This is a genomic window from Paraburkholderia sp. A1RI-2L (genome assembly GCF_048957375.1).
Lineage (GTDB): Bacteria > Pseudomonadota > Gammaproteobacteria > Burkholderiales > Burkholderiaceae > Paraburkholderia.
Map to the genome: position 1 here is coordinate 235,183 of NZ_JARBTA010000004.1, position 25,009 is coordinate 260,191.

The 25,009-nt window shown below is 66.1% G+C and carries 27 protein-coding genes and 1 pseudogene; 12 read left to right on the forward strand and 16 right to left on the reverse strand.

What is annotated here, in order from left to right:
- Positions 1-248: 248 nt before the first annotated feature.
- The 7 genes from PWP93_RS29530 (at position 249) to PWP93_RS29560 (ending at position 4,587) form a co-directional block, all read left to right on the forward strand.
- Positions 249-788, forward strand: a complete 540-nt coding sequence (locus PWP93_RS29530; protein ID WP_421047189.1) for an aspartate carbamoyltransferase — start codon at positions 249-251, stop codon at positions 786-788.
- A gap of 23 nt (positions 789-811) precedes the next feature.
- Positions 812-1,456, forward strand: coding sequence for a Crp/Fnr family transcriptional regulator (locus PWP93_RS29535; RefSeq protein ID WP_421047190.1), 645 nt, complete (start codon positions 812-814; stop codon positions 1,454-1,456).
- Positions 1,457-1,747: 291 nt separating this feature from the next.
- Entirely contained in the window at positions 1,748-2,266 is a 519-nt protein-coding gene (locus tag PWP93_RS29540) for an Rrf2 family transcriptional regulator (RefSeq protein WP_421047191.1), read from the forward strand.
- Positions 2,267-2,452: 186 nt separating this feature from the next.
- Complete coding sequence (locus tag PWP93_RS29545) at positions 2,453-2,992, forward strand: hemerythrin domain-containing protein (protein WP_421047192.1); 540 nt, start codon at positions 2,453-2,455, stop codon at positions 2,990-2,992.
- Between the two features lie 39 nt (positions 2,993-3,031).
- On the forward strand, positions 3,032-3,301 hold the full coding sequence (locus PWP93_RS29550) for a DUF2249 domain-containing protein (RefSeq protein ID WP_421047193.1): 270 nt from the start codon (positions 3,032-3,034) through the stop codon (positions 3,299-3,301).
- 56 nt (positions 3,302-3,357) lie between these two features.
- On the forward strand, positions 3,358-4,197 hold the full coding sequence (locus PWP93_RS29555) for a helix-turn-helix domain-containing protein (protein ID WP_421047194.1): 840 nt from the start codon (positions 3,358-3,360) through the stop codon (positions 4,195-4,197).
- Positions 4,198-4,233: 36 nt separating this feature from the next.
- Positions 4,234-4,587, forward strand: a complete 354-nt coding sequence (locus tag PWP93_RS29560; RefSeq protein ID WP_421047195.1) for a hypothetical protein — start codon at positions 4,234-4,236, stop codon at positions 4,585-4,587.
- A 281-nt stretch (positions 4,588-4,868) separates the two neighbouring features.
- Here the strand turns inward: PWP93_RS29560 and PWP93_RS29565 are convergent, their stop codons facing one another.
- From PWP93_RS29565 to PWP93_RS29635, 15 genes and pseudogenes are all read right to left on the reverse strand, one after another.
- Positions 4,869-5,444, reverse strand: a complete 576-nt coding sequence (locus PWP93_RS29565) for a hemerythrin domain-containing protein (protein ID WP_421047196.1) — start codon at positions 5,442-5,444, stop codon at positions 4,869-4,871.
- Positions 5,428-5,553 (reverse strand): hypothetical protein, encoded by a 126-nt coding sequence (locus PWP93_RS29570; protein WP_421047197.1) that lies wholly within the window; start codon positions 5,551-5,553, stop codon positions 5,428-5,430. The genes PWP93_RS29565 and PWP93_RS29570 overlap by 17 nt, the downstream gene beginning before the upstream one ends.
- A 112-nt stretch (positions 5,554-5,665) precedes the next feature.
- Entirely contained in the window at positions 5,666-5,878 is a 213-nt protein-coding gene (locus tag PWP93_RS29575) for a hypothetical protein (protein ID WP_421047198.1), read from the reverse strand.
- A gap of 20 nt (positions 5,879-5,898) precedes the next feature.
- Positions 5,899-6,282 (reverse strand): cupin domain-containing protein, encoded by a 384-nt coding sequence (locus tag PWP93_RS29580; RefSeq protein WP_421047199.1) that lies wholly within the window; start codon positions 6,280-6,282, stop codon positions 5,899-5,901.
- A 29-nt stretch (positions 6,283-6,311) separates the two neighbouring features.
- Entirely contained in the window at positions 6,312-7,019 is a 708-nt protein-coding gene (locus tag PWP93_RS29585) for a succinate dehydrogenase/fumarate reductase iron-sulfur subunit (RefSeq protein ID WP_421047200.1), read from the reverse strand.
- Between the two features lie 427 nt (positions 7,020-7,446).
- Entirely contained in the window at positions 7,447-7,776 is a 330-nt protein-coding gene (locus PWP93_RS29590; RefSeq protein WP_421047201.1) for a hypothetical protein, read from the reverse strand.
- Positions 7,773-8,321, reverse strand: a complete 549-nt coding sequence (locus PWP93_RS29595; RefSeq protein ID WP_421047202.1) for a hotdog family protein — start codon at positions 8,319-8,321, stop codon at positions 7,773-7,775. Before PWP93_RS29595 ends, PWP93_RS29590 begins: the two co-directional genes overlap by 4 nt.
- Complete coding sequence (locus PWP93_RS29600; RefSeq protein WP_421047203.1) at positions 8,318-9,148, reverse strand: beta-ketoacyl synthase chain length factor; 831 nt, start codon at positions 9,146-9,148, stop codon at positions 8,318-8,320. The genes PWP93_RS29595 and PWP93_RS29600 overlap by 4 nt, the downstream gene beginning before the upstream one ends.
- Positions 9,145-10,416, reverse strand: coding sequence for a beta-ketoacyl-[acyl-carrier-protein] synthase family protein (locus tag PWP93_RS29605; RefSeq protein WP_421047204.1), 1,272 nt, complete (start codon positions 10,414-10,416; stop codon positions 9,145-9,147). Before PWP93_RS29605 ends, PWP93_RS29600 begins: the two co-directional genes overlap by 4 nt.
- Positions 10,417-10,481: 65 nt before the next feature.
- Positions 10,482-11,432, reverse strand: a complete 951-nt coding sequence (locus tag PWP93_RS29610; RefSeq protein WP_421047205.1) for a polysaccharide deacetylase family protein — start codon at positions 11,430-11,432, stop codon at positions 10,482-10,484.
- Entirely contained in the window at positions 11,429-14,020 is a 2,592-nt protein-coding gene (locus tag PWP93_RS29615) for an MMPL family transporter (protein ID WP_421047206.1), read from the reverse strand. Before PWP93_RS29615 ends, PWP93_RS29610 begins: the two co-directional genes overlap by 4 nt.
- A 45-nt stretch (positions 14,021-14,065) precedes the next feature.
- Positions 14,066-14,779 (reverse strand): outer membrane lipoprotein carrier protein LolA, encoded by a 714-nt coding sequence (locus PWP93_RS29620; protein WP_421047207.1) that lies wholly within the window; start codon positions 14,777-14,779, stop codon positions 14,066-14,068.
- Positions 14,780-14,943: 164 nt separating this feature from the next.
- Positions 14,944-15,885: pseudogene (locus PWP93_RS29625) on the reverse strand (acyl-CoA synthetase); the annotation flags it as partial.
- Positions 15,882-17,753, reverse strand: a complete 1,872-nt coding sequence (locus PWP93_RS29630; protein ID WP_421047208.1) for an AMP-binding protein — start codon at positions 17,751-17,753, stop codon at positions 15,882-15,884. The gene PWP93_RS29630 and the pseudogene PWP93_RS29625, both read right to left, overlap by 4 nt.
- A gap of 61 nt (positions 17,754-17,814) precedes the next feature.
- Positions 17,815-18,507, reverse strand: a complete 693-nt coding sequence (locus tag PWP93_RS29635) for a hypothetical protein (protein ID WP_421028463.1) — start codon at positions 18,505-18,507, stop codon at positions 17,815-17,817.
- A gap of 29 nt (positions 18,508-18,536) precedes the next feature.
- On the opposite strand from PWP93_RS29635, the gene PWP93_RS29640 reads away from it, so the two are divergent.
- From PWP93_RS29640 to PWP93_RS29655, 4 genes are all read left to right on the forward strand, one after another.
- Positions 18,537-18,725: a hypothetical protein gene (locus PWP93_RS29640; protein ID WP_421047209.1), complete on the forward strand. Its 189-nt coding sequence runs from the start codon at positions 18,537-18,539 to the stop codon at positions 18,723-18,725.
- 449 nt (positions 18,726-19,174) lie between these two features.
- Complete coding sequence (locus PWP93_RS29645) at positions 19,175-19,435, forward strand: phosphopantetheine-binding protein (RefSeq protein ID WP_035529598.1); 261 nt, start codon at positions 19,175-19,177, stop codon at positions 19,433-19,435.
- Between the two features lie 70 nt (positions 19,436-19,505).
- Positions 19,506-20,285 carry a glycosyltransferase family 2 protein gene (locus tag PWP93_RS29650; protein ID WP_421047210.1) on the forward strand — a complete coding sequence of 260 codons (780 nt, stop codon included), beginning with the start codon at positions 19,506-19,508 and terminating at the stop codon, positions 20,283-20,285.
- Positions 20,286-20,318: 33 nt separating this feature from the next.
- Entirely contained in the window at positions 20,319-21,101 is a 783-nt protein-coding gene (locus PWP93_RS29655; protein ID WP_421047211.1) for an alpha/beta fold hydrolase, read from the forward strand.
- Between the two features lie 16 nt (positions 21,102-21,117).
- Here the strand turns inward: PWP93_RS29655 and cobA are convergent, their stop codons facing one another.
- Positions 21,118-21,891: a uroporphyrinogen-III C-methyltransferase gene (gene cobA / locus PWP93_RS29660; protein WP_421047212.1), complete on the reverse strand. Its 774-nt coding sequence runs from the start codon at positions 21,889-21,891 to the stop codon at positions 21,118-21,120.
- Positions 21,892-22,402: 511 nt separating this feature from the next.
- Here cobA and nirB point away from each other — a divergent pair.
- A complete protein-coding gene (gene nirB / locus PWP93_RS29665; protein ID WP_421047704.1) occupies positions 22,403-24,994 on the forward strand; it encodes a nitrite reductase large subunit NirB in 2,592 nt (863 codons plus the stop codon).
- Positions 24,995-25,009 lie beyond the last annotated feature (15 nt).

The following is a 25,009-nucleotide window of genomic DNA, read 5'->3' on the forward strand; positions in this document are numbered from 1 at the left end:
CTCCGCCATCTTGCCGCGAAAGACTATGACGCAAGCTGAGACGCCATGCAGGGTAAGTCATGCAGGGTAAGTCATGCAGGGTAAGTCATGCAGGGCGCCGGTTACGGGGCTAGCGTGCGGGGTGCTTCGCCGCTCGTCGCGGTTGCAAAAAACCCGCTCTGCGCGCACCTGACAGATATGATTCCAGTCATAGTTAACTGGCGACAGGGCGCGCTACACTGCACGCGCATTGATGACCGGGGACATCCATGGCACGCATCGCCTCCGTTTTCCTGCTTGCCGCGTCCGTCGCGGCAGCAGTCGCCTGTTCTTCCGCCGTTGCCGACGCGACAGCGAGGCAGAAAGACGTTGCCGAACGGGGACATGACGTTATGCCGTTTTCCCTCACGGCGACCACCCACATCTTTACGAAGACCGCGGACGGTGGCATCCAGCAGGTCGTAACCACGCGAAACGATCCCGGACAGGCCACGTTAATCCGCCAGCATCTCGCGATGATCGCGCAACAGTTTGCCGTCGGCGACTTCGAAGGCCCGGAGCATATCCATGGGGAAGACATGCCGGGCCTGGCTACCCTTCGCGCCGCGAAGCCGGGCGAGTTGACAATCACTTACCGCGACCTGCCAAAAGGCGGCGAAATTGCCTATCGGAGCGCTCAGCCCGCGCTGGTTATCGCGCTGCACCAGTGGTTCGACGCACAATTGTCCGACCATGGTCACGATGCGATGGCAGGACACAGCCCGGACATGATGCATCACCATGCGGCTGGTACAGGGACTTCCAGGTAATGCCAACGCGCTAAAGAAGCCCCATGGTCACGTCCGATTCGAACGCAGCCCCGTGCGGGACCAGTCTCCCGTCTTCCTGGCCCGAAACCCTGCGTCTGGCCGCAAAGCCAAGACACTACGACGCCAGCGCGACCGTCTTCCATCGCGGACAGTCGGTGCAGGCCGTCTATCAGGTTCTTTCGGGGCGTTTGCTGCTGAGGCGTGACGAAGCCGGCGGTGAGTCCATTACGTTACAGACTGCCGAACCGGGCGACTTCGTGGCCGAAGCAAGCCTCTTCAGTGCGCGGTACCACTGCGATGGCGTGTGCCCGGTGGCCAGTCAATTGCTGGTTCTGCCTAAAGAAGCGGTACTGGCATCTCTGCGGGCCGATTCGACCTTTGCGATCGACTGGATCCGTCTGCTGTCGCAGCAATTGATGCAATCGCGTGCACGCGCAGAGCGCCTTACCCTCCGATCACCGCGCGAGCGCATCCTGCAGTGCCTGCGGCTCGAAGCCGACGCGCGGGGCACATTCACGCTGCCCGGGACCCTCATGCAATGGGCGCGCACGCTCGGCATGGCACACGAGACCCTCTATCGCACGCTGGCCCAGCTCGAGCGAGAAGGTCTTGTCGAACGTGACGGCCCCCGTTTCGCCTTGTGTGGATCGACTCGTAAGGATCGCTAATCTACTCGATCTGAATCAATGGCGCCCGGCATAGCTCATCACCACGGCGCCATCCGGCGCGACGATGTCAATTTGTCGCACCAAGAGAAGCGTTGCCCGCCGGGGGCTGAAGCGACAGGCAGGTTTCTGAAATTATCGGGTACCACAGTTGATTTGTTATGCGAACCAATTTTTCGACGGCATTGTAAATTCTGAATAAATGATGTATCGTGAATGCATGTTAATTGCCGGTCCGCGTTGAACGGCCGCGCACCCCGGGTCCAGCCAGACCGCCTCAGGCAAGGAGTTGCCATGCATCTCACCGTCTACACCGATTACACGCTTCGGGTGATGATGTACCTTGCTCTGAAGTATCCGGATGGTGGCGTCGCGACGATCGACGAGATTGCGGGGGCTTACGGGATTTCGCGCAATCACCTGACGAAAATCATCCACGAACTCAGTCAGCTCGGTCTCATCGAGACGGCGCGCGGGCGGGCCGGTGGCGCCCGTTTGGCGCGCGCGCCCGGGAAGATTTCGGTGGGGGAAATCGTGCGCGTGGCCGAGAAGGACTTCTCCGTGGTGCGTTGCCACGACATGAGCGTCGCGCACGACTGCGCGATTTTTCCCGCCTGCAATCTCAGGCGCAGGCTGTACAGGGCGGTCGATGCCTTTCTCCATGAACTCGACACCATGACGTTGCAGGATGCCATTGTTGCGCCCGCCGTTGCGGCTTCCGTTCTGGGCGTGACCGGCGGTCGCGAACGGGTACCGGTGGCCGTGTCGAGACCGCACGGTGGCACGAGGCACAGGGCAGGAGTCCAGTCATGAAAACACATCTCCCGCATCGTTTTTCTTTCGGGTCAGCTGCATTGGAGTGGCCCGTACTGAGACTCGGACTCCGACCGTTTTATCTCTGCAGCGCGATGTGCTCGCTACGCTGGTCTGGCCTGGCGCGCGGCAAGGCGTGTCGAATCGACGGCAAGGCGGGCTGACACGAAACGATGTGAGCACACAATGAAGTCCAACAGTTTACTGACCAAAGCCGCACCGTCTTTCGACGAACCCGTTGAAATGCTGAAGGCGTGTCATGAACGCATTGCAGCGCAGTGCGCGACGCTCGGGAAGCTTGCTGCATACCTGCCTTCGCACGGCGCGGATACGCAGGCGCAGCAGGCAGCCAGAACCATCATGCGTTATTTCGACATCGCAGGGCCGCATCATCATGCCGACGAGGAACAGGATCTCTTTCCGGTGTTGATCGAGGCTAGTGAGCGCCTGCACTCACCAGTGGGTGAGCGAATCGCATCCCTGCTTGACGAGCATCGGAATCTGGAGGCGTCGTGGGCGCAATTGCGCACAGTATTGGCCGACATCGCCGAAGGGAGAACAAGGCTGCTCGAACCGGTCCTGGCGTCCGACTTTGTCGACGCTTACCGCAGCCATATCGCGCTTGAGGAACGTGAGATTTTCCCGTTTGCTCAAGCATGTCTCGATCGACAGCAATTGGCGAGGCTAAGCGCCAACATGGTGTCACGCCGCACCATTACGCCTTAGTGACGCCCACGATCAACCACCTTTTCAGAAGAAACCGCCATGCAAGATCCAGCTGAGGTCTTTCCGATTCTTTCCGAACCGCACGCCTTCGACGCCCGCGGCGTCGCCAGACGTTTCCGTCACGCTGCCATTTTCGGCGCGCTCAATGCACTGGGGCCCGGCGAGGTGATGCGTTTTGTCAACGACCATGACCCGCTGCCGCTTCTCGCACAGATCAGGCAGCACTTCGGGTCGCGCGTGGGCATCGGATATGTTGCTCGCGAGCCGGGCAACATCGTGATCGACTTCACGGTGAAGACTCCGGATTGAAACGCGGGCCCGATGCGGTCATGCGTTTAGCTGGATATTCATGAGCAGAGGGAAGCATGTTCACCACAACCTTAACCGGGAGAAGCGCCCCTTCGGTTCCTGTTCGCGAGTTGCCCGTGCAGCCAGGCGACCAGCGGGTACGAATGATGAATGTCGGCTGCAAAACCTGCGCAATGGCGGGACTGTGCACCCATAGCCGCATTGACACCTCCACCCACGAGCGGATCAACGATGCCGTCCAGTGCGTGCGCATCGTCCATCGCGGCCACGCGTTGTACCGCCCGGGCGACGCGTTCCGGAGCATCTATGCGATCCGAACGGGGTCGTTCAAGACTGTGGTCATGCATCGCGAAGGGCATGAGCAGGTCACGGGTTTTGGCATCGTTGGAGATACGCTTGGTATCGATGGCATTGCCAATGGCAGGCATAGCTGCGAGGCGGTCGCGCTGGAAGACAGCTCGGTATGCGTGATGCCGTTCGATCTGCTCGAAGTGCTGTGCCGGGAAGTGAGCGCAATTCAGCATCATGTGCACCAGATGCTGGGTGCCGAGATCGTGCGTGAGTCCACACTCATGATGCTGCTCGGCACCATGACAGCGGAGGAGCGGGTAGCCTTCTTTTTTGCCGACCTGTCGCGGCGCTGGCAGGCGCGCGGCTATTCCGCCGCTGAATTTACGCTGAAGATGACACGCGAGGAAATGGGCTGCTACCTCGGGTTGAAGCTTGAAACGGTCAGCCGGACAGTAACGAAATTGCAGCGGCGCCGGCTGATTCATGCGTGTGGCAAGGATCTCCGGATTCTTGATATTGACGGGTTGCGAGAGTTGGCGGCGGACGCTGCCCCGGCTCCCTTTCGGGGTCAACCGCAGCAGCAGGCATATGGACTGCGTGCCTGAGGCTCGTTTATCAGAGCGTCGGCCTGGAGGACATGGATGAACACGTTACACGAAGTCGAAAGCCTTGCATCCCGACAGGTCGAACATAGCGGAGACCCGGGCGTGAGGCACGCACGGCCTTCGAGCCGCACCACATCAGAAAGCATGGCGGCACCCGCTTGCGCCACGAATTTCCCGATGTTGACGCCGCACGAGATCGCCACGCTCATGCTCGTCGCCCATACCCCCGGGCAGGTCAGCATCGAGCGGCCCGACCTGCTGCCCTTGTTGACCGGCGATCTGGTCAGCCTTGACAGGTGCCGGGGCAAACCTCAGGTGACGCCGTTGGGCGAGCATCTCGTTGTCCGGCTTTGCAGGGCGACGCAGCAGGCATCGAAAATCGCGTCTTGAATCCTTTAGCCCGGTTCAGGCCATCATTGAGGCACGTCATGCAAACGCTTCCTGACACCATACGCACGGACCATTCGTGCGCAGATCACCTCGAAGCCCTGATTGACGAGGCGGGGGCGGAGAGCTTCCCGGCAAGCGATCCTCCCGCCGTCCATCCGGACTCCTGGCGCGTCACGACCCGTGCGACCCCCAGGGTCACGCCGGCAGGAACCCCGGTATAGATCAAGTGCTGAAGGCGGGGGCACCAGCTTGGCTGCCTCCCGTTTGCCTGTCCGGAGGCGTTACGCGTCGTCCTCCGGGCATCCGCAACCCGCTTCGGTCGCGATCACGCGGCGCAGTTGCACAAAGCGCTCATGGACCGGCGTCTGGAAAAGCGGGTCGGCCAACCGATCGGGGCTTGCCTGCGCAATGGAAGACCAGTCGCCGGAATCCAGATGACGCGTCGCGATGGGGAACATCGTGAGTTCCTCAACGGCCATGTTATGGCGCAGCCGCTCCGCGTACAGCCGGACACGGAACTCGAGGAGTTCTGCGGACATATTTTCATCACGTACCATCGATTCGAGGTCCTGAATCAGTTGGTGGCCCTGAAGCGCCAGCGTCGCGTGCTGTGCCGACAGCTCGCTTGCCAGCTCCCGGGCCAACGCCTTCTTCTCGAGCAGCTTGCCGATAATGCGGTCCTCCAGCGCGTGGTGGTTCACGTCAGGAAACCGTGTCAGGTAATACAGGGCATCCACGAGCAGCGCGCTGTTCGCCGCTGCCCGCGCGTCGCGGAGCATCGATTGACGCTCGAGGAGGCGCACGAGTCGCTCAAGACGCCGGTGCTCGGCGATCAGGCTGTCAATGATGCTCGTCATGGCGGGCCTGGCGCGACTGCGCCTCTTCCTTCATTACGTCGAGCGCCAGCACCGAATGTGCGCAAGCCGCGCCTGCACGCATTTCGGCCGCGACCCAGTTCGCCTCCATGATTTCGTTATCTGATTGCAAAAACGCGGACGTTCGAGGTCGACATCGTCGTGCTGGACGTGCCGGGCGCTGACCGCGCCGCCAGGAACTGAGGTTCCGGCGGGCGCGGCCGTCATGACGGCCGGGGTGCGGAACGCGTTTGTAACCATCGCTTGAACTCCAGATACGCGACGATGAAGCGATGCCGGTAGCGATGGGCGTGCGCGAAATGTCCTTTGTTGAGGATCGCACGACGGTAGATGTGCATCGTGCGGCACACCCACTCGGTGGCCTCAGGCAACCCGTCACGTTCAATGAGAAACTCAATGCGCGCCCGCTCGCTCATTCTCGTCTCGCTGTTCTTTTTCAGGTCTGGCTTGTCGAGCTTCCTTGCTGGACGTCTGCCGGGGTCGTCTGGTGAGCATGCGGCAGGTAAAGGGTCACGAGCACTGAGCCGTTTTCTACGGCCTCGAGCCAATGGGGCTCCCCGGGCAGCAGGAACAACAAATCTCCGCTGCGCATCACCTGTGTTCTCGCGCTGGTGCCGAACTTGACGATGCCTTCCAGGCACTGCACGGTTATTTCACCGGGTGCCCGGTGTTCGGGGATATGCTTGCCCGCTGGAAGCACGAGTCGAACGACTTCCATGTGCTCCGAGCGCATGAGGGTGACAGATTTCGAAACTCGCAGTGCATCGCCGAGGGGGCGAACGTCGATCAGTTCGCCCTGTGTCGCCCGTGGCATCGCCATAACGGCCTCGCTATGTTGTTTTGCAGTACTCAAACCGTCCGGCGCGCAAGCATGGTGCGGATCTCGCCGATCGCTCTGGCCGGATTCAGGCCCTTTGGGCAGACGTCCGTGCAGTTCAGTATCGTCCGGCAACGAAAGAGGCGGTACGGATCGTCAAGATTGTCGAGCCGCTCGCCGGTGGCTTCATCGCGGGAATCCACCAGAAAGCGATAGGCCTGCAGGAGGCCGGCAGGCCCGACATATTTGTCCGGATTCCACCAGTACGAGGGACATGCGCTGGAGCAGCACGAGCACAAAATGCACTCGTAGAGGCCATCGAGTTGATCGCGTTCCTCCGGCGTCTGGCGCCTTTCCCGCTCGGGTGGGGGCGTATCGTTGATCAGCCAGGGCTTGATCGAGTGGTACTGTTTGAAGAACGCAGTCATGTCAACGATCAGGTCGCGGACGACCGGTAGCCCGGGCAGCGGCCGCAGGACCGTGTGGCGGGGGATGTCGTTGAGGTTGGTGATGCAGGCGAGCCCATTCTTGCGATTGATGTTCATCGCATCCGAGCCGCACACGCCCTCGCGGCACGAGCGCCGGAAGCTCAGCGTCTCGTCCTGTGCTTTCAGGCGGACCAGCACGTCAAGCAACATCCTGTCATTCGGAGTCACCTCTACCTCGTACGGTTGCATGTACGGGGTAGCATCCTTGTCTGGATCGTAGCGGAAAATTTCGAAGGTTCTTGTGTCACTCACAACGTTCCTCCTTCTGTATAGGTCGCGTGTCCGGCGCGCGACACTCCCCACGTTGATCCACTCCTTGACATCGTGGGGCTAGCCGAATCCCGGGGTCACGGCCCGTATCGTATTTATATCACAACGTGATAGAGTTGGCTCGGCGCATTCGGCCTGAAGTGGCGATAGCAAGTAGATCGTCCGGTGACTGATTTGTCGGGGGCGTTTCCCGGTAGCGTGTACGACGGAAAACGGGAGCAGGAGCAAAGACTGAGGAGCGGCGGCGATAACCAGGGTGAGGACGGGTGTTTCTTTCATATGCGAAGACGGATTGGCACAAGGCCGCTGCGGGGACCTTGCCCATGGCCGCGCGTTCGCTCACAACACGATGATTGCGCGCGCAACGGGTTAACGAATCGCACTCGTTACCCGCGCATCCCGACGCCCCTCACGCCGCTGTCTTCTGCGTTTCCCTGCTACTGCTCGAGTCCGTGTGGAACACGCGCTTCGTGGCGCGCTTGGTCCCTTCCCAACCCTCGCGCGTGGCATGTTTGGTACCTTCCCAACCTTCGCGCGACACATGCGCGATGCCGTGGCCGACCGCTTTCGCCGCGTCCGCAGTAGCGTGGCCAAAGTCACGCGCGGCGTGACCGGTCTTCGTCGCAGCCTCTTTCGAGTCCTGCTTGATGTTTTCCTTCACGTCGTGGAGATCGGCGTAGGCCGCCGAGCTCGCCATGCCGGCCAGCAGCGCGGCTAAAACGATGTGGCGTGTTTTCACGTGGGTTCTCCCTTGAAACGGTTATCGGTGGTCCGGGCCAGCGCGCCGGACGCGTCGAGCATGACGGCTGCGCGTCCGCCAAGCAGGACCTCGTCGCCGCAGCGAATCGTGAAGCCGTAGAGGACGTTGTTGCCGTCCCCGCCTATGCGCTCGGCTTCCACGGTGAGCGGCGCGTCGAACGCGTCGAGGCGCGCGACATGGGCTTGCACGCCGCGCACGCTCGCAAGATAGCCCACGCGCGGGCGGCCCGGCGTTGCTGACGCATGGGTGGTGTTCTGTCCGCCGTCCTGCGAGCCGGCGAGCGCGCCATGCACCGCCATCGCCTGCGCCGCATATTCGATGCCGCACACCGAGGCGAGCCGGCCCTGCGAGCGCAGCGGGTTGTGCGCATCGCGGTGGCTCGTGGCTGTGCAGCGGATGTGCGTGTCGTCCCATGCGTCGACGCTGTCGAGCAGGCACATCGCGCCGCTGTGCGGAATGTGCGCGGCGATCCACGCGCGGTCGAGCGGGACGCGCAGCGCAACGTCTTGTACGTCTTGCGTCATCGCGCGCCCTCCGCTTGCGTTCCCTGCGACGGCGTGACGTCGATGCGCACGCGCGTGTCGGGAAGGTAGTCGATCACCACGCTCGCCGCGCGGCCCGTCGCAATCGCTTGGAGCAGCGGCAGCGCGCGCGCGGCGGGATTCTCCACGCGCAGGGCTTCGAGTTCAGGGGAGTCAAGCGTCGTGGCCGGCGCGTCGGTCAGCTTCACCTCGATGCATGCCAATCCGGTCGCATGAGCGTCTTCGGCCAGCGGCGCAAGCACGAGCGCCACGCCGAAGCCGTTGTCGATCGGGCGCACCGCGTGCAGCGGCTCGGGGTAGGCGCTCTCGTAGGCGATCAGCAGGCTCGGCGCGCCATCGACGACGATCTGGCACAGGCTCTCCAGCAGGCCCGCCGCGAAGCTGCCATCGTGCGCGCACAGCACGTTCGACGCGGCCCGCGAGCGCGCCGCGATGCTCCAGTAACCCGCCGCCGCGTTGTGCACCGAGTTGTGAAAGCGCGTGGGCGAGAGATGGCGGTCGTCGCTCGAAAGCATTGCGCAGATGGCGTGGCAGTTCTCGCCGTCGGCGCTCGATGCGGCGAAAACGGTCGCGAGCGTCGCGCCGTCGCGGCCGCTCGCGGCCAGGGCTTCGTGGCCCGCGGCGAGCGCGATTCTCACGATCGTGCCGGTGCGGCGCCGCTCGGCGGGGGGCAGGCCTTCGGGCGCGGGCGGCGCGGTGCGCGCGCTCGTCCACGGCGCGCGGCCCGCGAGCACGTCGGCGGCGTTTGGCCAGTTGGCGAGGCCAGGCCCGATCAGGCCGATGCTTTCGATGGAAGCGCGCAATTTCATGACGGGTTCCGCGGTTCCTGCGGTTCGTGCCGCTCGCCCGGCAAACGGTCGGCGCGGCCCAGGATCAGGCTGCAATTCGTGCCGCCGAAGCCGAACGAATTGCTCAGGACAGCATAAAGGTCGGCGTCGCGGCTTTGCAGCACATAGTCAAGCCGGTGCGCGCCATCGTTGGCGAAGCCCAGCGCCGGATCGGGCTGCGTGGTGTTCACGCCCGCGGGCACGAAGCGGTGGCGCAGCGCGAGCCCGGCGATCACCGCTTCCAGCGCGCCCGCCGCGCCCAGCGTGTGGCCAGTCGCGCCCTTGGTCGAGCTGCACGGCGTGCCGTCGAAGAGGGCGCGCACCGCGAGGCTCTCGGCGGCGTCGTTGCTCGGTGTCGCGGTGCCGTGCAGGTTGATGTAGCCGATTTCGTGCGGTGCGATGTCCGCCGTCGCGAGCGCCTGCTCGATAGCCGCGCGTGCGCCCAGCCCTTCCGGGTGCGGCGAGGACATGTGATGCGCGTCGCTCGATTCGCCCACGCCGAGCAGCAGCACGGCATCGCGATCGAGCAGGCTGCGGTCCTCGGGCATGCGCTCGATGAATGCGAACGCCGCCGCTTCGCCGATCGAGATGCCGTCGCGCGTCACGTCGAATGGCCGGCACGGCTGGCGCGAAAGCAGTTCGAGCGAGTTGAAGCCGTACAGCGTGGTGAGGCACAGCGAGTCGACGCCGCCCACGACCGCCGCGTCGATGAGCCCGGCTTCGATCATGCGCCGCGCTGTGCCGAACACCTTCGCGCCCGACGAGCACGCCGATGAGATCGCCGTGGCCGGGCCGCGCAGCGCGAAATACGCGCGCACGAATGCGGCCACGGAGTAGGCGTTGTGCGTTTGCGCGTAGCGGAACCCCGCGGGCAGTGCACCCGTTTGCGGGTCGCGCTGGACGTACGCGTGCTCGGTTTCGAGAATCCCGCTCGTGCTCGTGCCGATGAACACGCCGACACGGTCCGCGCCATATCGCGCGGCCGCCGCCTCGACGTTCGCGGCGAAGCCGTCCTGCACGAGGCCGAGCTGCGCGAGCCGGTTGTTGCGGCACGCGTATTCGGCGAGATCGGCGCGCAGCGGCTCGTTGTCGACGCCCTCGACCGCGCCGATCCACGTATCGAGTTCCGCGCGCTCGAAATCGCACGGCGCGAGGCCGCCGCGCTGGCGGCGCAGTGCGTCGAGCGTCGCGTCGAGCCCACGCCCGAGGCAGCTGGTGGCGGTGAAGTGCGAGAGCAGAAGTGGTTTCACGAAGGTCGAATCCGGTGGCTGAAGCGCAGGTCTCAAACGGGAGCCCGTTCGGGTATTGATTCTTATCAAATTTTATCAAATGGGCCGGCTCCGTTTCGGCCGGGGAGCCGGGCTGGCGGGCGGCCGTCGGCCGCCGCCGCTGGGTTCGCTGCGGTGTTCAGCGTCGCCGGGGTGAGGGAGAGGGCGTCGCGCAGCGTCGTCCAGCGTAGCTGCGCGCTCGCGGCGGCGCGCAGCACCTCGGGCAGCGCATCGAGCACCACGGGCTTGCCGCCCGGGCCGCGCGCCGCGTGGCCGTCATGCAGCAGCAGGATGTCGCGCGGCGCCAGGCCGTCCAGCAGGCGCTGCGCGACCTTGTGGCCGTCGTGCTCGCGCGTGTCGAAGCCGCGCCGCGTCCAGCTCGCCAGTTGCAGGCCGAACTCGCACAGCACCGGTTCGAGAAACGGATTGCGCAGGCCGGCCGGCGCGCGGAAAAAGTACGGCCGCGTCCCGCTGATCTCGGTGAGCGTGCGCTGCGCGGCTTCAATCTCGCGCCGCAGCGCGCCCGGCCCGCAGACAGAGAAGTTGTGCCGGTGCCGCTGGCTGTGGTTCTCGATGGCGTGGCCGCGCGCCACGATCTCCTCCACGCAGCGCGGGTGCCGCCGTGCCAGATCGCCGATGCAGAAAAACGTCGCGCGCGCGCCGTGGTGGTCGAGCAGGTCGAGCACGTGCGGCGTGACTTCGGGGTCGGGGCCGTCGTCGATGGTGAGGGCGATGCGGCGGTCGTCGCCGCCCTCCGCTGCGTGCGGCAGGCGCGTCCAGTTGGGCCCGAGCAGCGCGCTCCTCGGCCAGAGTCCCGCTGCCGTCAGCGCAAGATGCGAGGCGACCACGCCGCCCACCGCCCAGGGCCAGGTCGACGGCTGGGCCAGCAGCGCCGCCGCCGCGCCCACATGCAGCGCCGCCGAGCCCGTGATCAGCGGCGCGGGTTTCCAGCGGCGCGGCGCGCCCGGCTGCGGTGCGAGTGTCGAAGGCGTGTTCATGCGCGGTATGCCTCGTGGCCTCGCAGTCCCGTGGCAGACGAGCGTGGCTGCGGTGCGAGAATCGCGGCGAAGGCGAGCGCGAGCATCGCGCCGGGGCCGACTGTGAGGCCGAAGGTTTCGAGCAGCGGCACCCGCGAGAGCGCGAGCAGGCCGAAGCCCGCGACCGTTGCAAGATTGGCGACCAGCAGCGAAACCAGCGTCTGAGGCGTGATGTGCGGCGCGCTTGCCGGTTCATGCAACGGTCCATGCGCCGGTTCGTTCGCCGCGCGGGCCTCGGGCTTGCAGAAGAACAGCGCATAGTTCGAGCCCACTGCCACGATCAGCAGCATGCCGACCAGATGGAGGATGGTCATCGGCACGCCCGCGAGCGCGAAGCACGCGGCCACTACCAGCACCGCCGCGACGAGCGGCGCGAGCGCGCGTGCCGCGCGCAGCGGCGAGCGCAGCGCGAACGCCAGTAGCACGGCAATCGCCGCGAAGCCTGCGAGCGAGAGGCGGATGTCCTCGTGGACGTAGTTCACATAGAGACCGTCGGCCTCCGCCTTGAGGTCGACGAACAGCGCGCCGGGCACGCCCGCGCGCGTGACGGCGGCGCTGATCGGCGCGGTGTCGAGGCTCGATCCGCTCGCGCGCGCCGCCGCGCCCTCGGGCGCGCGCAGCGCGAGCATGGCGCTCCAGCGGCCTTCGCGTTTGGTCAACAAGGCATCGACGGCCAGCGCCATCGAGGTGCCGCGCAGGTCCGCGCGCGTGATCAAGGGCGCGTTGCGCGCGGCCTCGGCGTCGGCGAGGAACGGCGCGAAGACCTCGGGCTTGATGCTGATCGGCTGATTCGCGACGGCCTCGCGCATGCGCGCGGCGAGCGTGGCCGCTTCGGGCAGGCTCGCGAGGCGCGCGCGCTGCGCGGCATCGCTCGGCAGATAGCGCGCCGGGCTTTCGAAGCCCGCGAGCACGCCCTGGTCGACGAGCGGCTGCAGTTGCGCGCCGATCTTCTCCGCGCCTTCGAGCGCGGCCTGCTCGCTGGCGGCGGGAATCTCCACCAGATAGCGCACGTCGGGTGCGCCCACGTCGGCGCGCAGCCGCGCGTCGAGCGCCTGGCTCGCTGCCGGGACCGGGCTCAGCGAAGCGAGCTCGCGGCTCCACAGATCGCCGCGATGCATGGCGAGCACCGCGACGGCGGCCAGCGTCAGCGCCAGCAGGGGCCAGCGCAGACGCGGCGCGGCCTGAGCAGCCGAGGCGAGCCAGCCGCCGACGCGCGAGGTGTCGCGAATCGTCACGGCGCCGCCTTGCAGGCGCGGCAGCACGAAGCGCGTGACGAGCGCCGCCGTCACGAGCCCCGCGATCGAATACGCGCCCAGTTGCACGAGGCCCGGAAAGCCGGAGAACAGCATCGATGCGAATCCGCATACCGAGGTGAGCACGCCAAGCCGGATCGTCGGCCAGTAAGCGGCGACCCAGGCGCGCAGGGTATCGCGCGAGCGCCGCCCGGAACGCGTCTCGGCGGACTGCACGAACAGATAGATCGAATAATCGACGGCCTCGCCGATCAGCGTCGTGCCGAAGCCGAGCGTGAGCCCCTGGACCGTGCCGAACGCGAGGCTCACCGCGGCGATGCCCGCGGCCACGCCCGAGAGCACGGGCACGAGGCCGAGCGCGAGCGTGCGCGGCGAGCGGTAGAGCGTGAGCAGCAGCGCGACGATCAGCAAGAGGCTCAGGGCCGAGATGCGCTGGACGTCGTGGCGGATCGCGTCGCGCGTATCCACCGAGAACACGCCGGGGCCGGTCATTTCCAGCCGGTAGGCGGAAACAGCGGAAGCAGCCGAGGTTTTCGGCAGCGCGCGCGTGGCCGCGTCGAACGCGCTGCGGATCGCATCGATGGCGCCGGCCTGAGCGTCGGTATCGGAACCTGCTGCGGCGGTCTGCGCGACCAGCACGGCGCGCGTGCCGTCGCGCGAGGCCCACACGCCGTCGCGGCTTGCCGGCTGCGCGGCGCTGTCGAGCTCGCCGACCAGCGCGGCGACTTCGCCGGTCGGGTCGTGCGGCAGCAAGTCCTTGGCGACGAGGCCCGCCGACGAGCTCAGCAAGTCGAGGCTTTCGCCCAGCGCCGCATGCAGGCCTCCGGCCGTGAAGCGCTGCGGCGTGACCGCCGGGCTCAGCGCGTAGCGGTGCGCGAACACGAATTGCTGATCGCGCGCGTCGTTCACGGCTTCGCCGTTGTGGACCGCCGCGAAGCGCGGGTCGGCGCGCAGCCGGGCCGCAACTTGCCGCGAGAGCTGGGCGCGCGCGGCGGCATCGGCGTTGTTGCTGGGATCGTTGGAACCGTTGGGAACGCCCCCGGCGATGGAGACGAGAATCAGCCGCGAGACCACGCCGTCGCGCAACTGATCGACGAGCACGCGCTGGCCGGCGCTCGGCGAGCGCGGCAGGAACGCGGAAAGGTCGGTGCTGAAATGGGTGCGCGCGATGATTCCCGCGCAGGCGATGAGGAACAGCAGCCACACGAGCACTGCGTGGCGCTGCAGCGCCTGTGCGAGCGCGCGCAAGCCTCGGGCTTGCTGCGTTGGCGAGGTTGGCGAAGTGCGATCGTCCATGCGCGCGGCTGCCTGCTTACCGGTGGGTTGGGCTCAATTCAGAGCTCAATTCGCCGTCGACGCGGGCAGCGGGCGCAGGCGCATCAGCGAATGATCGCCGCCCGCCTGCTGGATCGCCACGCTGCGCAGCGCGTCGCCGGCGCCTTCGAGCGTGATCGCGCTCACCGCCTTGAGCATGCGCGAATCGCGCGGCGTGAGCGTGAGCGTCCAGTTCTGGCCGCTGCCGGCGAGCGCGACCTGATACGTCTGTTCGAGCACGGGCCGGTTGCCCGTGAGCGTGGCGCGGATGCTCTCGATGAACGCGCCCAGCTCCGGATAGCGCGCGAGCGCGAGCGTGTATTTGCGCTGGTTGCGCTCGACGGTGAGCATGTCGCCGTCCACCACGAGATGCTCGGGCTTGGGCTCGAGCGTGTTTTTCTCCAGATGGTCGGGCGCGACGAACACCAGCTCGCCCGACGATTCGATCGGCTGCGAGGCGATCGCGAGGTATTTGGTCTCGGTGAACGCGGCGCGGCCCGACTTGTGCTGGGCGAGCGTGGACATGAGGCGGTCGAGCGTCCAGGCGGAGGTGTCGGGCGTTTGTCCTGTTTGTGCCGCTTGTACCGCTTGTACCGCTTGTTCTGCCTGGGTTGCGAGCGCCGGCACGGCGGGCGCGAACGTAAGCGCGGTCACGGCGCTTGCGCTCATCGCGCACGCGACGACGCGGCGCGCAAGCCGCTGGCCGATGAACGGGCGGACGAAACTGCGGATGGCGCTCATGCGTCGGAAGTCTCCCGGGCGGCAAGGCCCGCGTGCGCTGCTGCGCTGCGTCGCGCGCGAGCGGTGTCGGCGCGGTTCGTCGCATAGGCGTTTCTGGCGACGCGCGCGGCAATGTCCGCATGCGCCGGCGTTGCTTTTGCCGCCTGGGTGGCCGGCGCCGGTTGGGCCGGTTGCGGCTTCTTCTCGGCCTGGTCCGCTTGCGCGGTCTGCCAGAAGTCGAAGTAGTTGAACCAGTTATACGGCGCCGCGCGGCAATGCTTGTCGAGCAGCGCGACGTAGCGCACGAGCGCCGCATCGACGGCGGCCCGGCGCGCTTCGCGCGGCGTATCGGTGAAGTCGGCGACCAGCTCGAAGTGCACGTCGTAGCGGTTGCCGCCGCGATACAAACCGGTCATGAAGATCACTGGACGCCTGAGCATCGCGGCCATGTAGAGCGGCCCGAGCGGGAACGCCGCGGGATCGCCGAGAAAGGCCATGCGGCGCGTGGAGCTGGCGGCGTCGGCGAGCAGCGTGCGATCGGCGAGCATGCCCACGAGGCAGTTCCGGTCGAGCCGCTCGTTCACCTGCAGCATCGAATCGACTTGCCCGAGCGCGATCACCTCTGGCTGCGCGGTCGGGTTCACGGCGCCGATCGTCGCGTTGATCTTGCGTGCGTTCTCGTCGAACATCGTCACGACTACGCGCATGCCGGGCCGCGTGCGTCCCAGCGCGCGCACCACCTCGAAGCTGCCGAGGTGGCCGCCCATCAGGAACGCGCCGCGTCCTTTCGCGAGCGCGGCGTCGACGAGCGTGTGCCCCTGCGGGCGAATGTCGAACAGATCGAAGCGATTGTTGATCAGATAGATGCGGTCGTGGATCGTCGTCGCGAAGGTGAACACGTGCTGGTAGATGTCGCTCCAGCGGGCGGGGCGGCCCAGCGCGCGGCGCAGGTAGTCGCGCGAGGCGGCGCGCGCGCGCGGCGAGAACAGCACGTAATAGACGGCGATCAGATGCAGCAGGCCGCGCGCGGCGGTGCGGCCGAGGCGCAGCGAAAGCCAGGTCATGGCGCGCAGCAGCAGCGCGCTGCCGCGCTCCTGGCGTTGGGCCCAGTCGGTGCGCCTGGTCATGGTTGAAGCCCTTCCTGCGAGCCTGCGCGCGTGGCGCACGCTGGTGAGGCGGCCGTCCTGGGGACGGGGGATGGTTCGGTGGACAGCGTCCCGCTCGCCACGTCGCGCTGGCCCGCGCGCACGGTGAAACGGATCGCGCCGCTGGCCGTGGCGTCGAAGTCGAGATCGAGCGCCTCGCCGGGCCAGGCCGGGCTCAGGAACTTCGCGGCGCTCAGGCGCCACGCTTGCATCGGGCGGTTCAGGGCCGCGCCGATGGCGTCGATGGCGTGGTCGAGCAGCACGACGCCAGGCACGATCGGATGGCCTGGGAAGTGGCCAGGCAGCGCGGGGTGATCGGCGGGAATCGTGAAGGAGCGCGCAGAGGCGGTGCTGCTTTTGCAACTGGCGCGGCTTGCCTGTGCCGCTGCCGCCGCCGCTGTTTCACGCGCGTGCTGTGCGATGAGCGCCGCGAGCCCGTCGTGCGGGAGCTTGCCGGTTTCGTTGCGGGGCAGCGACTCGACGAACACTAGCGGGCGCGGCATGAATGCGGCGTCGATGCGCTCGCGCAGCGCGCGCTGCACGCTGGCGGCCGTGAGCGTGGGCGCGACGACGAGCGAGGCGAGGCGCGTGACCGCGCCTGTGCCTTCGCGATCGGCGCGCGCGTCGGCATTGGCATTGGCGAGCGCAGCCGCGTCCGGCATGAAGAACACGCCGTCGGCCACGCCCGGGATCGCGTTGAGCTGATGATTCAGGTAGGCGAGCGAAGTCCGCTTGCCCGCGATGTTGATGAGGTCGGCCTTGCGCCCATGCAGCAGGAAGTGGCGCTCGTCGAGCAGTTCGAGCGCATCGCCCATCGGCATGGGTTCTTCCACGTGAGCGCCCGAGACCCAGAACGTCGGCCCTTCGTCACTATCGTCGCGCTCGTTACTTGCCGCTGCACGCGCCTCCAGGCGGATGTGCGGCATCAGTTCCCACGTCGCGCCCTGCGCAGTGCGCCGGGTCGCGATCTGGCCCGTCTCGGTGCTGCCATAGATCTCCACGAGCGGCGCGTGCAGACGCGTCTCGGCCTCGCGGGCGAGCTTTTCGGCGAGCGGGGCGGTGGCGCAGAGCACGAGCGCCGCTTCCGGCAGCGCCGCGTCGCTCGCGAGCAGCGCGCGCAGGTGGATGGGTGAGCTCACGAGCACGCGCGGCTGCGGCACGGCCTCCAGTTCGGCGCGGATATCGAGCGGATAGAACGGCTGCCGGTTGCTGAACGCAAGGCCGCCGATCAGCGCCAGCAGCACGGTCGATTCGAAGCCGAACATGTGCTGCGGCGGCACCGTGCCCACCACGGTATGGGTGGCGGCGCCCGCCTCGGGCAGCCCGAGGCGTTTGGCCGACGCGCGCACGTTGGCCACCAGCGAGCCCCAGGTCTTGCGATGCGGCACTGGCGCACCGGTCGAGCCCGAGGTGAAGATGCAGGCCATGATGCGCGACGCGTCGATCTGCGGTACATCGAAGGGCGCGTCGTCCTGAGCGTCGTGGTTCGAGCTGATGTCGGAGGCGGCTGGCGCGGCGTCGGGGTAGCCAAAGCGCGGCAGGTCGATGGTGCAATCGGCGCTGTCGTGCAGACAGAACGCGTCGGGTGCGAACGAGGCGAGCTGGCGGACCATCTCCGGCGTCTGCGTGGACGGCAGCAGGCTGATGCGCCCCGCCACCAGCGCTGCGCACAGGCTCACGGCGAAGCGGTAGCGGTCGCGGCAGACGTTGAACACGTGTGCGCCCGGCGGCAGTGCAGCGGCCACTCGCGCGACCTCGGCGAGGAACGCGCGCGCCGTGACCGGTGAGCCGTCGCGCCAGGCAATGACCTGGCGGGGCGAAGCGTGAAAAACGAGCGGATAAGTCGACATAACTTCAGTTGAACCGGAAACAGGGGGCGGCGCTGCTGCGCGCCGCCAGTCGCGCGGGGATTCACTCATGGCACGGGTGGACCGTTCGGCCCGCGTGGTTCGGATGCCCGGCGTAACCGCGAGCCGACGATTGCCGGTACGCGCGAATCGCATCGAGCATGCGGGCGGACGGCTCGCCCCGCAGCACGAGGCGCCGGCACGCGTGCTCGACGACGAACATCGCCCCCACCAGTGGCAACGCCAGGTAATTGGCGAAGGTCGCCCAGGCGACGGTCGGCGCGGCGGCGAACAGCAGCGTCGAAACCGCGGCAATGGCGACGAAGAACACCGTCCACCCGACCGTGATCTGCCGCGTGTAGCGCGCGACAGCCGGCGTGAGCGAGCCATGGATCATCGTCGCGAACTGCGTGCAAAGCGGCACGCGCGCCTTGGCGAGCGTGCGGCCGAACACCAGCGCCATCCCGAGATTGAAGCTCACGTGCTCGATGTACAGGCCCCATTCAAAATGGCGCGCCAGCGGCATGCGCGCGGCCCACAACGCGGCGGCCGCGAGCGCCCAGAGCGGCAGCAGCCAGCCCCGGCGCGGCGAACGGGCCGCCGCAACCAGCGCAATGGCCAGCGGCGGCACCAGCGCCATGGCGAGCCCGAAACCGTGCTCGCCGGGTGTGGCCACCGCGTGATGAGCCAGGATCTGGTACGCGACCACCGCCCCAACCGCGAGCGCCGCGCGCGCGAAGCCTGCGAGCGTGCTCATCGCAGTCCTCCGGGACGGCGCTGCCGGCCATGAGCCTCGCGCACGTGTTGTCCACGATGCGCGCCCCGCACGCCGGCCTCGCCGGCGGACGCGAGGCGAACCGGCAATTTTACCGGAACGGGGTCCGGTTCGAGGCGAAAGCAACAGGGCGGGTGCGGCACGACGAGTTCGGCTCCATGGGTGGGAATGCGACCAGTCAGTTCTCTCATGACGAGTAGCGGACGGTTATTCACGCACTTTGGTGCCCGCGCGCAACATATATGTCATAGGAATAGCTGGTCGCACGAGGGCGACACGCATATTTTAAGATGGCGACGGACCATCGCCGGAATGGCGCGCCCCCGGTTTGTAACCGTTTGTATGTCCTCGCGCGCGGCTGTGCGGGCGTCCGAACCGGATGCGCGCAATGCCGCGCAAGCGTCTGGCGCGTTCGCGTCCCTGAATTGGCGCGGCGCGCGTCCGACCCCTTGTAACCTTTCAGCGGCGAGCACCGTATACGCCCCGATACCCATCGTCTAGAATCCGCGTAACTTTTACTAAACGAACCCCAAAATCAGACAGGTGGGGCACCGGGCAGGCGCCGGGAGGGGCGGCGGGGAGCACGTGCGATGCGTGCGCCGTGTCGCCGGTTGCGCGCCGCCTGTGCGCCAACTGTCGGGCACGCATGATGAACGCACTGGAAAAAGAGCTTGCCGCGCTGATCGTCGGCGAACTGAATCTCGAGGACGTCTCGCTCGACGACGTGAGCGCAGACACCCCGCTCTATGGCGAGGGCTTTGGGCTCGACTCCATCGACATTCTGGAGATCGCGCTGCTGATCTCGAAGAAGTACGGCTTCGAACTGCGCTCCGACAATCCCGATAACGAAAAGATCTTCGCGACGCTGGGCGCGCTGGCCGCCTGCGTGGAGGCCAATCGCGTGCGCTGAACGCGCTCGATGCCGCTCGAGGGGCAGCATCGCCTTGTCCGTATTTCGTTTCATGCAATCGCTCGCTTCCATGTCCACGCCGGCCGTTTCGTCCACGCATCTCGTCCTGATTCCGAGCTACAACCCGGGCTTCAAGGTCGACGAGACCGTGCGCGCTGCGCGCGCGTGCTGGAACCCCGTCTGGGTGGTCGTGGACGGCAGCACCGATGGCAGCACCGAGCGCCTGCAGGCAATGGCGGCGAACGACCCGGGACTGCGCGTGATGGTGCTGCCCACCAATTGCGGCAAGGGCGGCGCCGTGCTCGCGGGCGTCGAGGCCGCGGCGGCGTGCGGCTTCACGCACGTGCTCACGCTGGATTCCGACGGCCAGCATCCGACCGAATTGATTCCGCGCTTCATGGCCGCTTCGCAGGCGCAGCCCGATGCGATGGTGCTGGGCCGGCCCAAATTCGACGCGAGCGCGCCGTGGGTTCGCGTGCAGGGGCGACGCCTTTCGAATCTGTTCGCGGATATCGAAACGCTGTGGGCCGGGATTGGCGATTCGCTTTACGGCTTTCGCGTCTATCCGATCGAGCCGCTCAAGACGATCATGCAGCGCCATGCGTGGATGCGCCGCTTCGATTTCGATCCCGAAGCGGCGGTGCGGCTTTGCTGGGCCGGCGTGCAGCCTATCCAGATCGAGGCGCCGGTGCGCTACTTCAGTGCGCACGAGGGCGGCGTTTCGCATTTCAATTACGTGCGCGACAACCTGCTGCTGACGGGGATGCATCTGCGGCTTCTGGGCGGCTTCGGCTTGCGGCTGCCTTTGCTTGCGGCAAAAAGAGTGTTGGGGCGCAGGGAGACGGCGTAGCGGGCGCGTGGGTATCAGGACCAAGGACCGAGGATGGATGAGTTCGTTATCGACGAAAGAGGCAATGTTCTTCGCTATTTCGATCTGCATTCCGGGCGTGAGGCTTTTGAGCCGCTCGTTTATATTCACGGTTTGGGGTGCGCCTCGAGCAGCGATTACCCGCCCGTAGTCAGCGCTCATTCGTACGCGAAGCGCAGGTCGTTGCTGGCCGATCTCATGGGCTCGGGCTTTAGCGACAAGCCACGGGACGGACATTACCATTCGCAAGCGCAGGCAGCAGTCTTGTCGGACTTTGTCGAGAGCCACGGTTGCTCGCGCGTGAACCTGTTCGGCCACAGCGCCGGTGCATTCGTTGCACTGAAACTCGCACAGATGCTGCCGATTCAGATGCGCACGCTTATTCTGTGCGAACCGGGGCTGACCGAATACGGCATTGCTATGTTGTCCGAAATTGCGTCGCAGACAGAAGAGCAATTCGTCGACGGCGGGTTTGCGCATTTGCTGGCGCAACTGAAAACCCAAGGCGGCAACGATGCGTGGCTGGGGCCATTTTCCGTGGCGTCGCCTTATGCCATCCATCAATGGGCCCAGTCGGCCATCGAAGATAATTCGAGCCATTGGCTCGATGATCTGGCCAGGCTGAACGCGATAAAAGGCGTGGTCCTTTCCGGTGCGGCAACGCGCGACGAGATTGCGAAATTCGAGCAAGCCGGCTGTACCGTTGAACTCGTGGCCAACACCGAGCATATGATTGCGTACGACAACCCCGATGGTCTGGCGCGGGCCATTTCGAATCTTCTCAACCTCGGCGAATAGGGCGATCGCTTCCTCGCTACGCGCTGCGCAATAGCGACACCTGCGCGTCGAACGCAGCCAGCGTAACCGCCTCCCCAATCGCCTCCCCAATCGCATCTCCCACGAGAATGATGGCCGGGCTGCCGAGTCCCGCTTGCGTCGCCGCAGCGGCGATGGTGCCGAGCGTGCCCGTCACGCGGCGCTCGTTCGCAGTGCCGGCCCATTGCACCACCGCAGCCGGCGTCTCGCTCGATAGTGCTTGTGCGAGCGTCGCGCACAGCGTTTCGATGCGGCTCATCCCCATATAGATCGCGAGCGTCATGCGCGTGGCGGCGAGCGCACGCCAGTCCGGTTCGCTGTGGTCGCGCAAATGCGCCGTCACGAAAATCACGCCCTGGCAGTGGTCGCGATGCGTAAGCGATACGCCGAGGCCCGCCGCTGCCGCAAATGCAGACGACACGCCGTTCACGATCTCCACAGGAATCTGCGCTCGTCGCAGCGCCGCGAGTTCTTCGCCCGCGCGGCCGAACAGCAGCGCCTCGCCGCCTTTCACGCGCACCACGTGAAGGCCCTTGCGCGCATGGCGCTGCATGAGACGCTCGATGAACGCCTGCGGCGTGGAACGGCAGCCGCCGCGCTTGCCGACCTTGACCACGCGCGCCTGCGGGGCGAGCGACGCAATCTCGGGATTCACGAGGTCGTCGAGCAGCACGACGTCGGCGCATGCGAGCGCTCTGGCCGCCTTCAGGGTCAGCAGGTCGAGGTCGCCGGGACCTGCGCTCAATAAGGTGACCTTGCCCGTCGGATTCATGTTTGTCCTTTCGCGTTGGTTCAGTTTGTTCGTTGATGCCGTCACGCAAATTCCAGACCAGCGCGCAACGAATCGGTCGATGCCCCTCCCCTTCGCCGCCTCTCGCGGGCGTGCACCGATTGACAAGCTATGCGAATGCATCGCCGTGGCGCACCGAACGCGCACAGCAAGCGTGCTGCAGGGCACCAAATTTGTGCCGGGCCCCGTCGCGGCGCACCATGGTTCGTGGGAACCAGGCCGCGTAGAAATTCGCGTGCGCCCCGCCGTGCGGGGCTTGTGGAGATTTTGCGCGAATTGGCACGGTGCTTGCGTAACGATTCGCGAACAGGATCAATGGCGATCCGGCGGCCGGCGATCCGGCTGCCATGTTGCAGCGTGGCAGTGCAAATCGATTCAATCTCAGGGCAACGGCGTCCCCCGAGTCTGGCTTCTCGCGAGCCAGATTCGCGGGACGCCTTTTTATTGGGCAGGGGCTACAGGCATGACGCAATCAACGCTCGCAGTGGACGGTCTGGACATCGTCGTCATTGGTCACGGCATGGTGGGCCACAAATTTCTGGAGTGCGTGCTCGCCGACGCCGCAGCATCAAGCGTGCGGAACCTGCGCGTGACGGTGCTCTGCGAAGAGCCGCGTCCCGCATATGACCGCGTGCACCTCTCCGAATTCTTCGCCGGCAAGTCCGCCGAGGATCTCTCGCTCGTGAGCGACGGATTCTTCGAGCGCGACGATGTTCGCCGCAGTGTGCGCCTCGTGCTGGACGCGAAGGCTGTTGCAATCGATCGCGCGGCGCGCACCTTAAGAGTGTCCAACGGCGAGACGCTTTCATACGACAAGCTCGTGATCGCGACGGGGTCGTCGCCGTTCGTGCCGCCGATCGCAGGCAACGATCGTATGGACTGCTTTGTTTATCGCACCATCGAGGACCTCGAGGCGATGCGCTCGCGTGGCGCCAGCGCGAAGTCGGGCGTGGTGGTGGGCGGCGGTCTGCTCGGGCTCGAATGCGCGAAGGCCCTGCGCGACCTGGGGCTCGATACGCACGTGGTCGAGTTCGCGCCGCGCCTGATGGCCGTGCAGGTCGACGAAGACGGCGGCCGCATGCTGCGCGGCAAGATCGAAGCGCTGGGCGTGAGCGTGCATACGCAGAAAAACACCACCGCTATCGTCGATGGCGAAAGTGCCGCCAACCGCATGGTGTTCGCCGATGGCACGCATCTCGAAGCCGACATGATCGTGTTCTCGGCCGGCATTCGCCCGCGCGACGAGATCGCGCGGGCCTGCGGGCTCGAAGTGGGCGTGCGCGGCGGCATCGTCATCGACGACGCTTGCCGCACGAGCGACCCCGATATCTACGCGATTGGCGAATGCGCCCTGTGGCAAGGCCAGATTTTCGGCCTCGTGGCACCGGGCTACGATATGGCGCGCATCGTCGCAAAGACGCTCGTGGGCGACGCGGCAAGCGCGTTCGAAGGCGCGGACCTGAGCACGAAGCTCAAGCTGATGGGCGTGGACGTGGCGAGTATTGGCGACGCGCACGGCAAGACGCCGCGCAGCCGCTCCTACCGCTTCGCCGACGAGCGCCGCGAGGTCTACAAGAAGATCGTGGTGTCCGAATGCGGCAAGCATCTGCTCGGCGCGGTGATGGTGGGCGATGCAAGCGAATACGGCACGCTGCTGCAAATGATGCTCAACCGCATCGAACTGCCCGAATCGCCCGAGTTTCTGATCCTCCCGCAAGCCGATGGCAAGGCCAAGCCCGCGCTCGGCGTGGAGGCGCTGCCCGAGGAGGCGCAGATCTGCTCGTGCAACAACGTCTCGAAGGCGCGGATCTGCGAGGCGGTGCGCGAAGGCGCGACGAGCATCGGCGCGATGAAGGCCGCGACCTGCGCGGGCGCGTCGTGCGGCGGTTGCGTGCCGCTCGTCACGCAGATCATGAAGTCGGAGATGCGGCGCCAGGGCGTGGCCGTCAACAATCACCTCTGCGAGCACTTCCCGTATTCGCGCCAGGAGCTTTATCACCTCGTGCGCGTGGAGAACATCAAAACCTTCGGCGCGTTGCTCGCGAAGCACGGCCAGGGGCTCGGCTGCGATATCTGCAAGCCGGTGGTGGGCGGCATTCTGGCTTCGTGCTGGAACGAGTTCGTGCTCAAGAAGGAGCACGCGAGCCTGCAGGATTCGAACGACTATTACCTCGCCAATATTCAGCGCGACGGCACCTATTCGGTCGTGCCGCGCATGCCGGGCGGGGAAGTCACGCCCGAGGGCCTCATCGCCGTGGGCATGGTGGCGAAGAAGTATGGCCTCTACACTAAGATCACGGGCGGCCAGCGGGTGGACCTGTTCGGTGCGCGTGTCGAACAACTGCCGTTCATCTGGGAGGAGTTGATCGACGCGGGCTTCGAATCGGGGCATGCCTACGGCAAGGCCGTGCGCACCGTGAAGTCGTGCGTGGGCTCGACGTGGTGCCGCTATGGCGTGGGCGATTCGGTCGGCCTCGCGATCGAAGTGGAGAACCGCTACAAAGGCTTGCGCGCGCCGCACAAGATCAAGTTCGGCGTGTCGGGCTGCACGCGCGAATGCGCGGAGGCGCAGGGCAAGGACATCGGCATCATCGCCACCGAGCGCGGCTGGAATCTCTATGTGTGCGGCAACGGCGGCATGAAACCGCGTCACGCCGAACTGCTCGCGTCCGATCTCGACCGCGCCACGCTGATCCGCTACATCGACCGCTTCCTGATGTTCTATGTGCGCACGGCGGACCGCCTGCAGCGCACGAGCGTGTGGCGCGACAACCTCGAAGGCGGCCTCGACTATCTGGTCGATGTGGTCGTGCACGACAAGCTGGGCCTCGCTGCGGAACTGGAAGCGGAGATGCAGCTCGTGGTGGATACCTACGAGTGCGAGTGGAAGAAGGCCGTGACCGATCCGCAAACGCGCAGGCGCTTCCGCCACTTCGTCAATAGCGACGCGGGCGACCAGCACGTGACCTTCGTCGAGGAGCGCGGCCAGATTCGCCCCGCCACGCCCGAGGAGCGCCAGCACATTCCGGTGCGTGCGCAGCACCAGGCGCTTGCCGAAATTCCCGTTGTCATCGAAGCGGTTTGAGTGTTACCGAGTCCC

Coding starts and splice junctions, on each gene's coding strand:
- PWP93_RS29575 (WP_421047198.1), bottom strand. CDS start 5,878: ATGAGCGAGCGGGCGCGCATTGAGTTTCTCATTGAACGTGACGGGTTG.
- PWP93_RS29645 (WP_035529598.1), top strand. CDS start 19,175: ATGAACGCACTGGAAAAAGAGCTTGCCGCGCTGATCGTCGGCGAACTG.
- PWP93_RS29650 (WP_421047210.1), top strand. CDS start 19,506: ATGTCCACGCCGGCCGTTTCGTCCACGCATCTCGTCCTGATTCCGAGC.
- PWP93_RS29540 (WP_421047191.1), top strand. CDS start 1,748: ATGCATCTCACCGTCTACACCGATTACACGCTTCGGGTGATGATGTAC.
- PWP93_RS29595 (WP_421047202.1), bottom strand. CDS start 8,321: ATGACGCAAGACGTACAAGACGTTGCGCTGCGCGTCCCGCTCGACCGC.
- PWP93_RS29635 (WP_421028463.1), bottom strand. CDS start 18,507: ATGAGCACGCTCGCAGGCTTCGCGCGCGCGGCGCTCGCGGTTGGGGCG.
- PWP93_RS29640 (WP_421047209.1), top strand. CDS start 18,537: ATGAGCCTCGCGCACGTGTTGTCCACGATGCGCGCCCCGCACGCCGGC.
- PWP93_RS29600 (WP_421047203.1), bottom strand. CDS start 9,148: ATGAAATTGCGCGCTTCCATCGAAAGCATCGGCCTGATCGGGCCTGGC.
- PWP93_RS29615 (WP_421047206.1), bottom strand. CDS start 14,020: ATGGACGATCGCACTTCGCCAACCTCGCCAACGCAGCAAGCCCGAGGC.
- PWP93_RS29655 (WP_421047211.1), top strand. CDS start 20,319: ATGGATGAGTTCGTTATCGACGAAAGAGGCAATGTTCTTCGCTATTTC.
- PWP93_RS29535 (WP_421047190.1), top strand. CDS start 812: ATGGTCACGTCCGATTCGAACGCAGCCCCGTGCGGGACCAGTCTCCCG.
- PWP93_RS29530 (WP_421047189.1), top strand. CDS start 249: ATGGCACGCATCGCCTCCGTTTTCCTGCTTGCCGCGTCCGTCGCGGCA.
- PWP93_RS29620 (WP_421047207.1), bottom strand. CDS start 14,779: ATGAGCGCCATCCGCAGTTTCGTCCGCCCGTTCATCGGCCAGCGGCTT.
- PWP93_RS29565 (WP_421047196.1), bottom strand. CDS start 5,444: ATGACGAGCATCATTGACAGCCTGATCGCCGAGCACCGGCGTCTTGAG.
- PWP93_RS29610 (WP_421047205.1), bottom strand. CDS start 11,432: ATGAACACGCCTTCGACACTCGCACCGCAGCCGGGCGCGCCGCGCCGC.
- PWP93_RS29630 (WP_421047208.1), bottom strand. CDS start 17,753: ATGTCGACTTATCCGCTCGTTTTTCACGCTTCGCCCCGCCAGGTCATT.
- PWP93_RS29580 (WP_421047199.1), bottom strand. CDS start 6,282: ATGGCGATGCCACGGGCGACACAGGGCGAACTGATCGACGTTCGCCCC.
- PWP93_RS29555 (WP_421047194.1), top strand. CDS start 3,358: ATGTTCACCACAACCTTAACCGGGAGAAGCGCCCCTTCGGTTCCTGTT.
- PWP93_RS29560 (WP_421047195.1), top strand. CDS start 4,234: ATGAACACGTTACACGAAGTCGAAAGCCTTGCATCCCGACAGGTCGAA.
- PWP93_RS29550 (WP_421047193.1), top strand. CDS start 3,032: ATGCAAGATCCAGCTGAGGTCTTTCCGATTCTTTCCGAACCGCACGCC.
- cobA (WP_421047212.1), bottom strand. CDS start 21,891: ATGAATCCGACGGGCAAGGTCACCTTATTGAGCGCAGGTCCCGGCGAC.
- PWP93_RS29570 (WP_421047197.1), bottom strand. CDS start 5,553: ATGGAGGCGAACTGGGTCGCGGCCGAAATGCGTGCAGGCGCGGCTTGC.
- PWP93_RS29545 (WP_421047192.1), top strand. CDS start 2,453: ATGAAGTCCAACAGTTTACTGACCAAAGCCGCACCGTCTTTCGACGAA.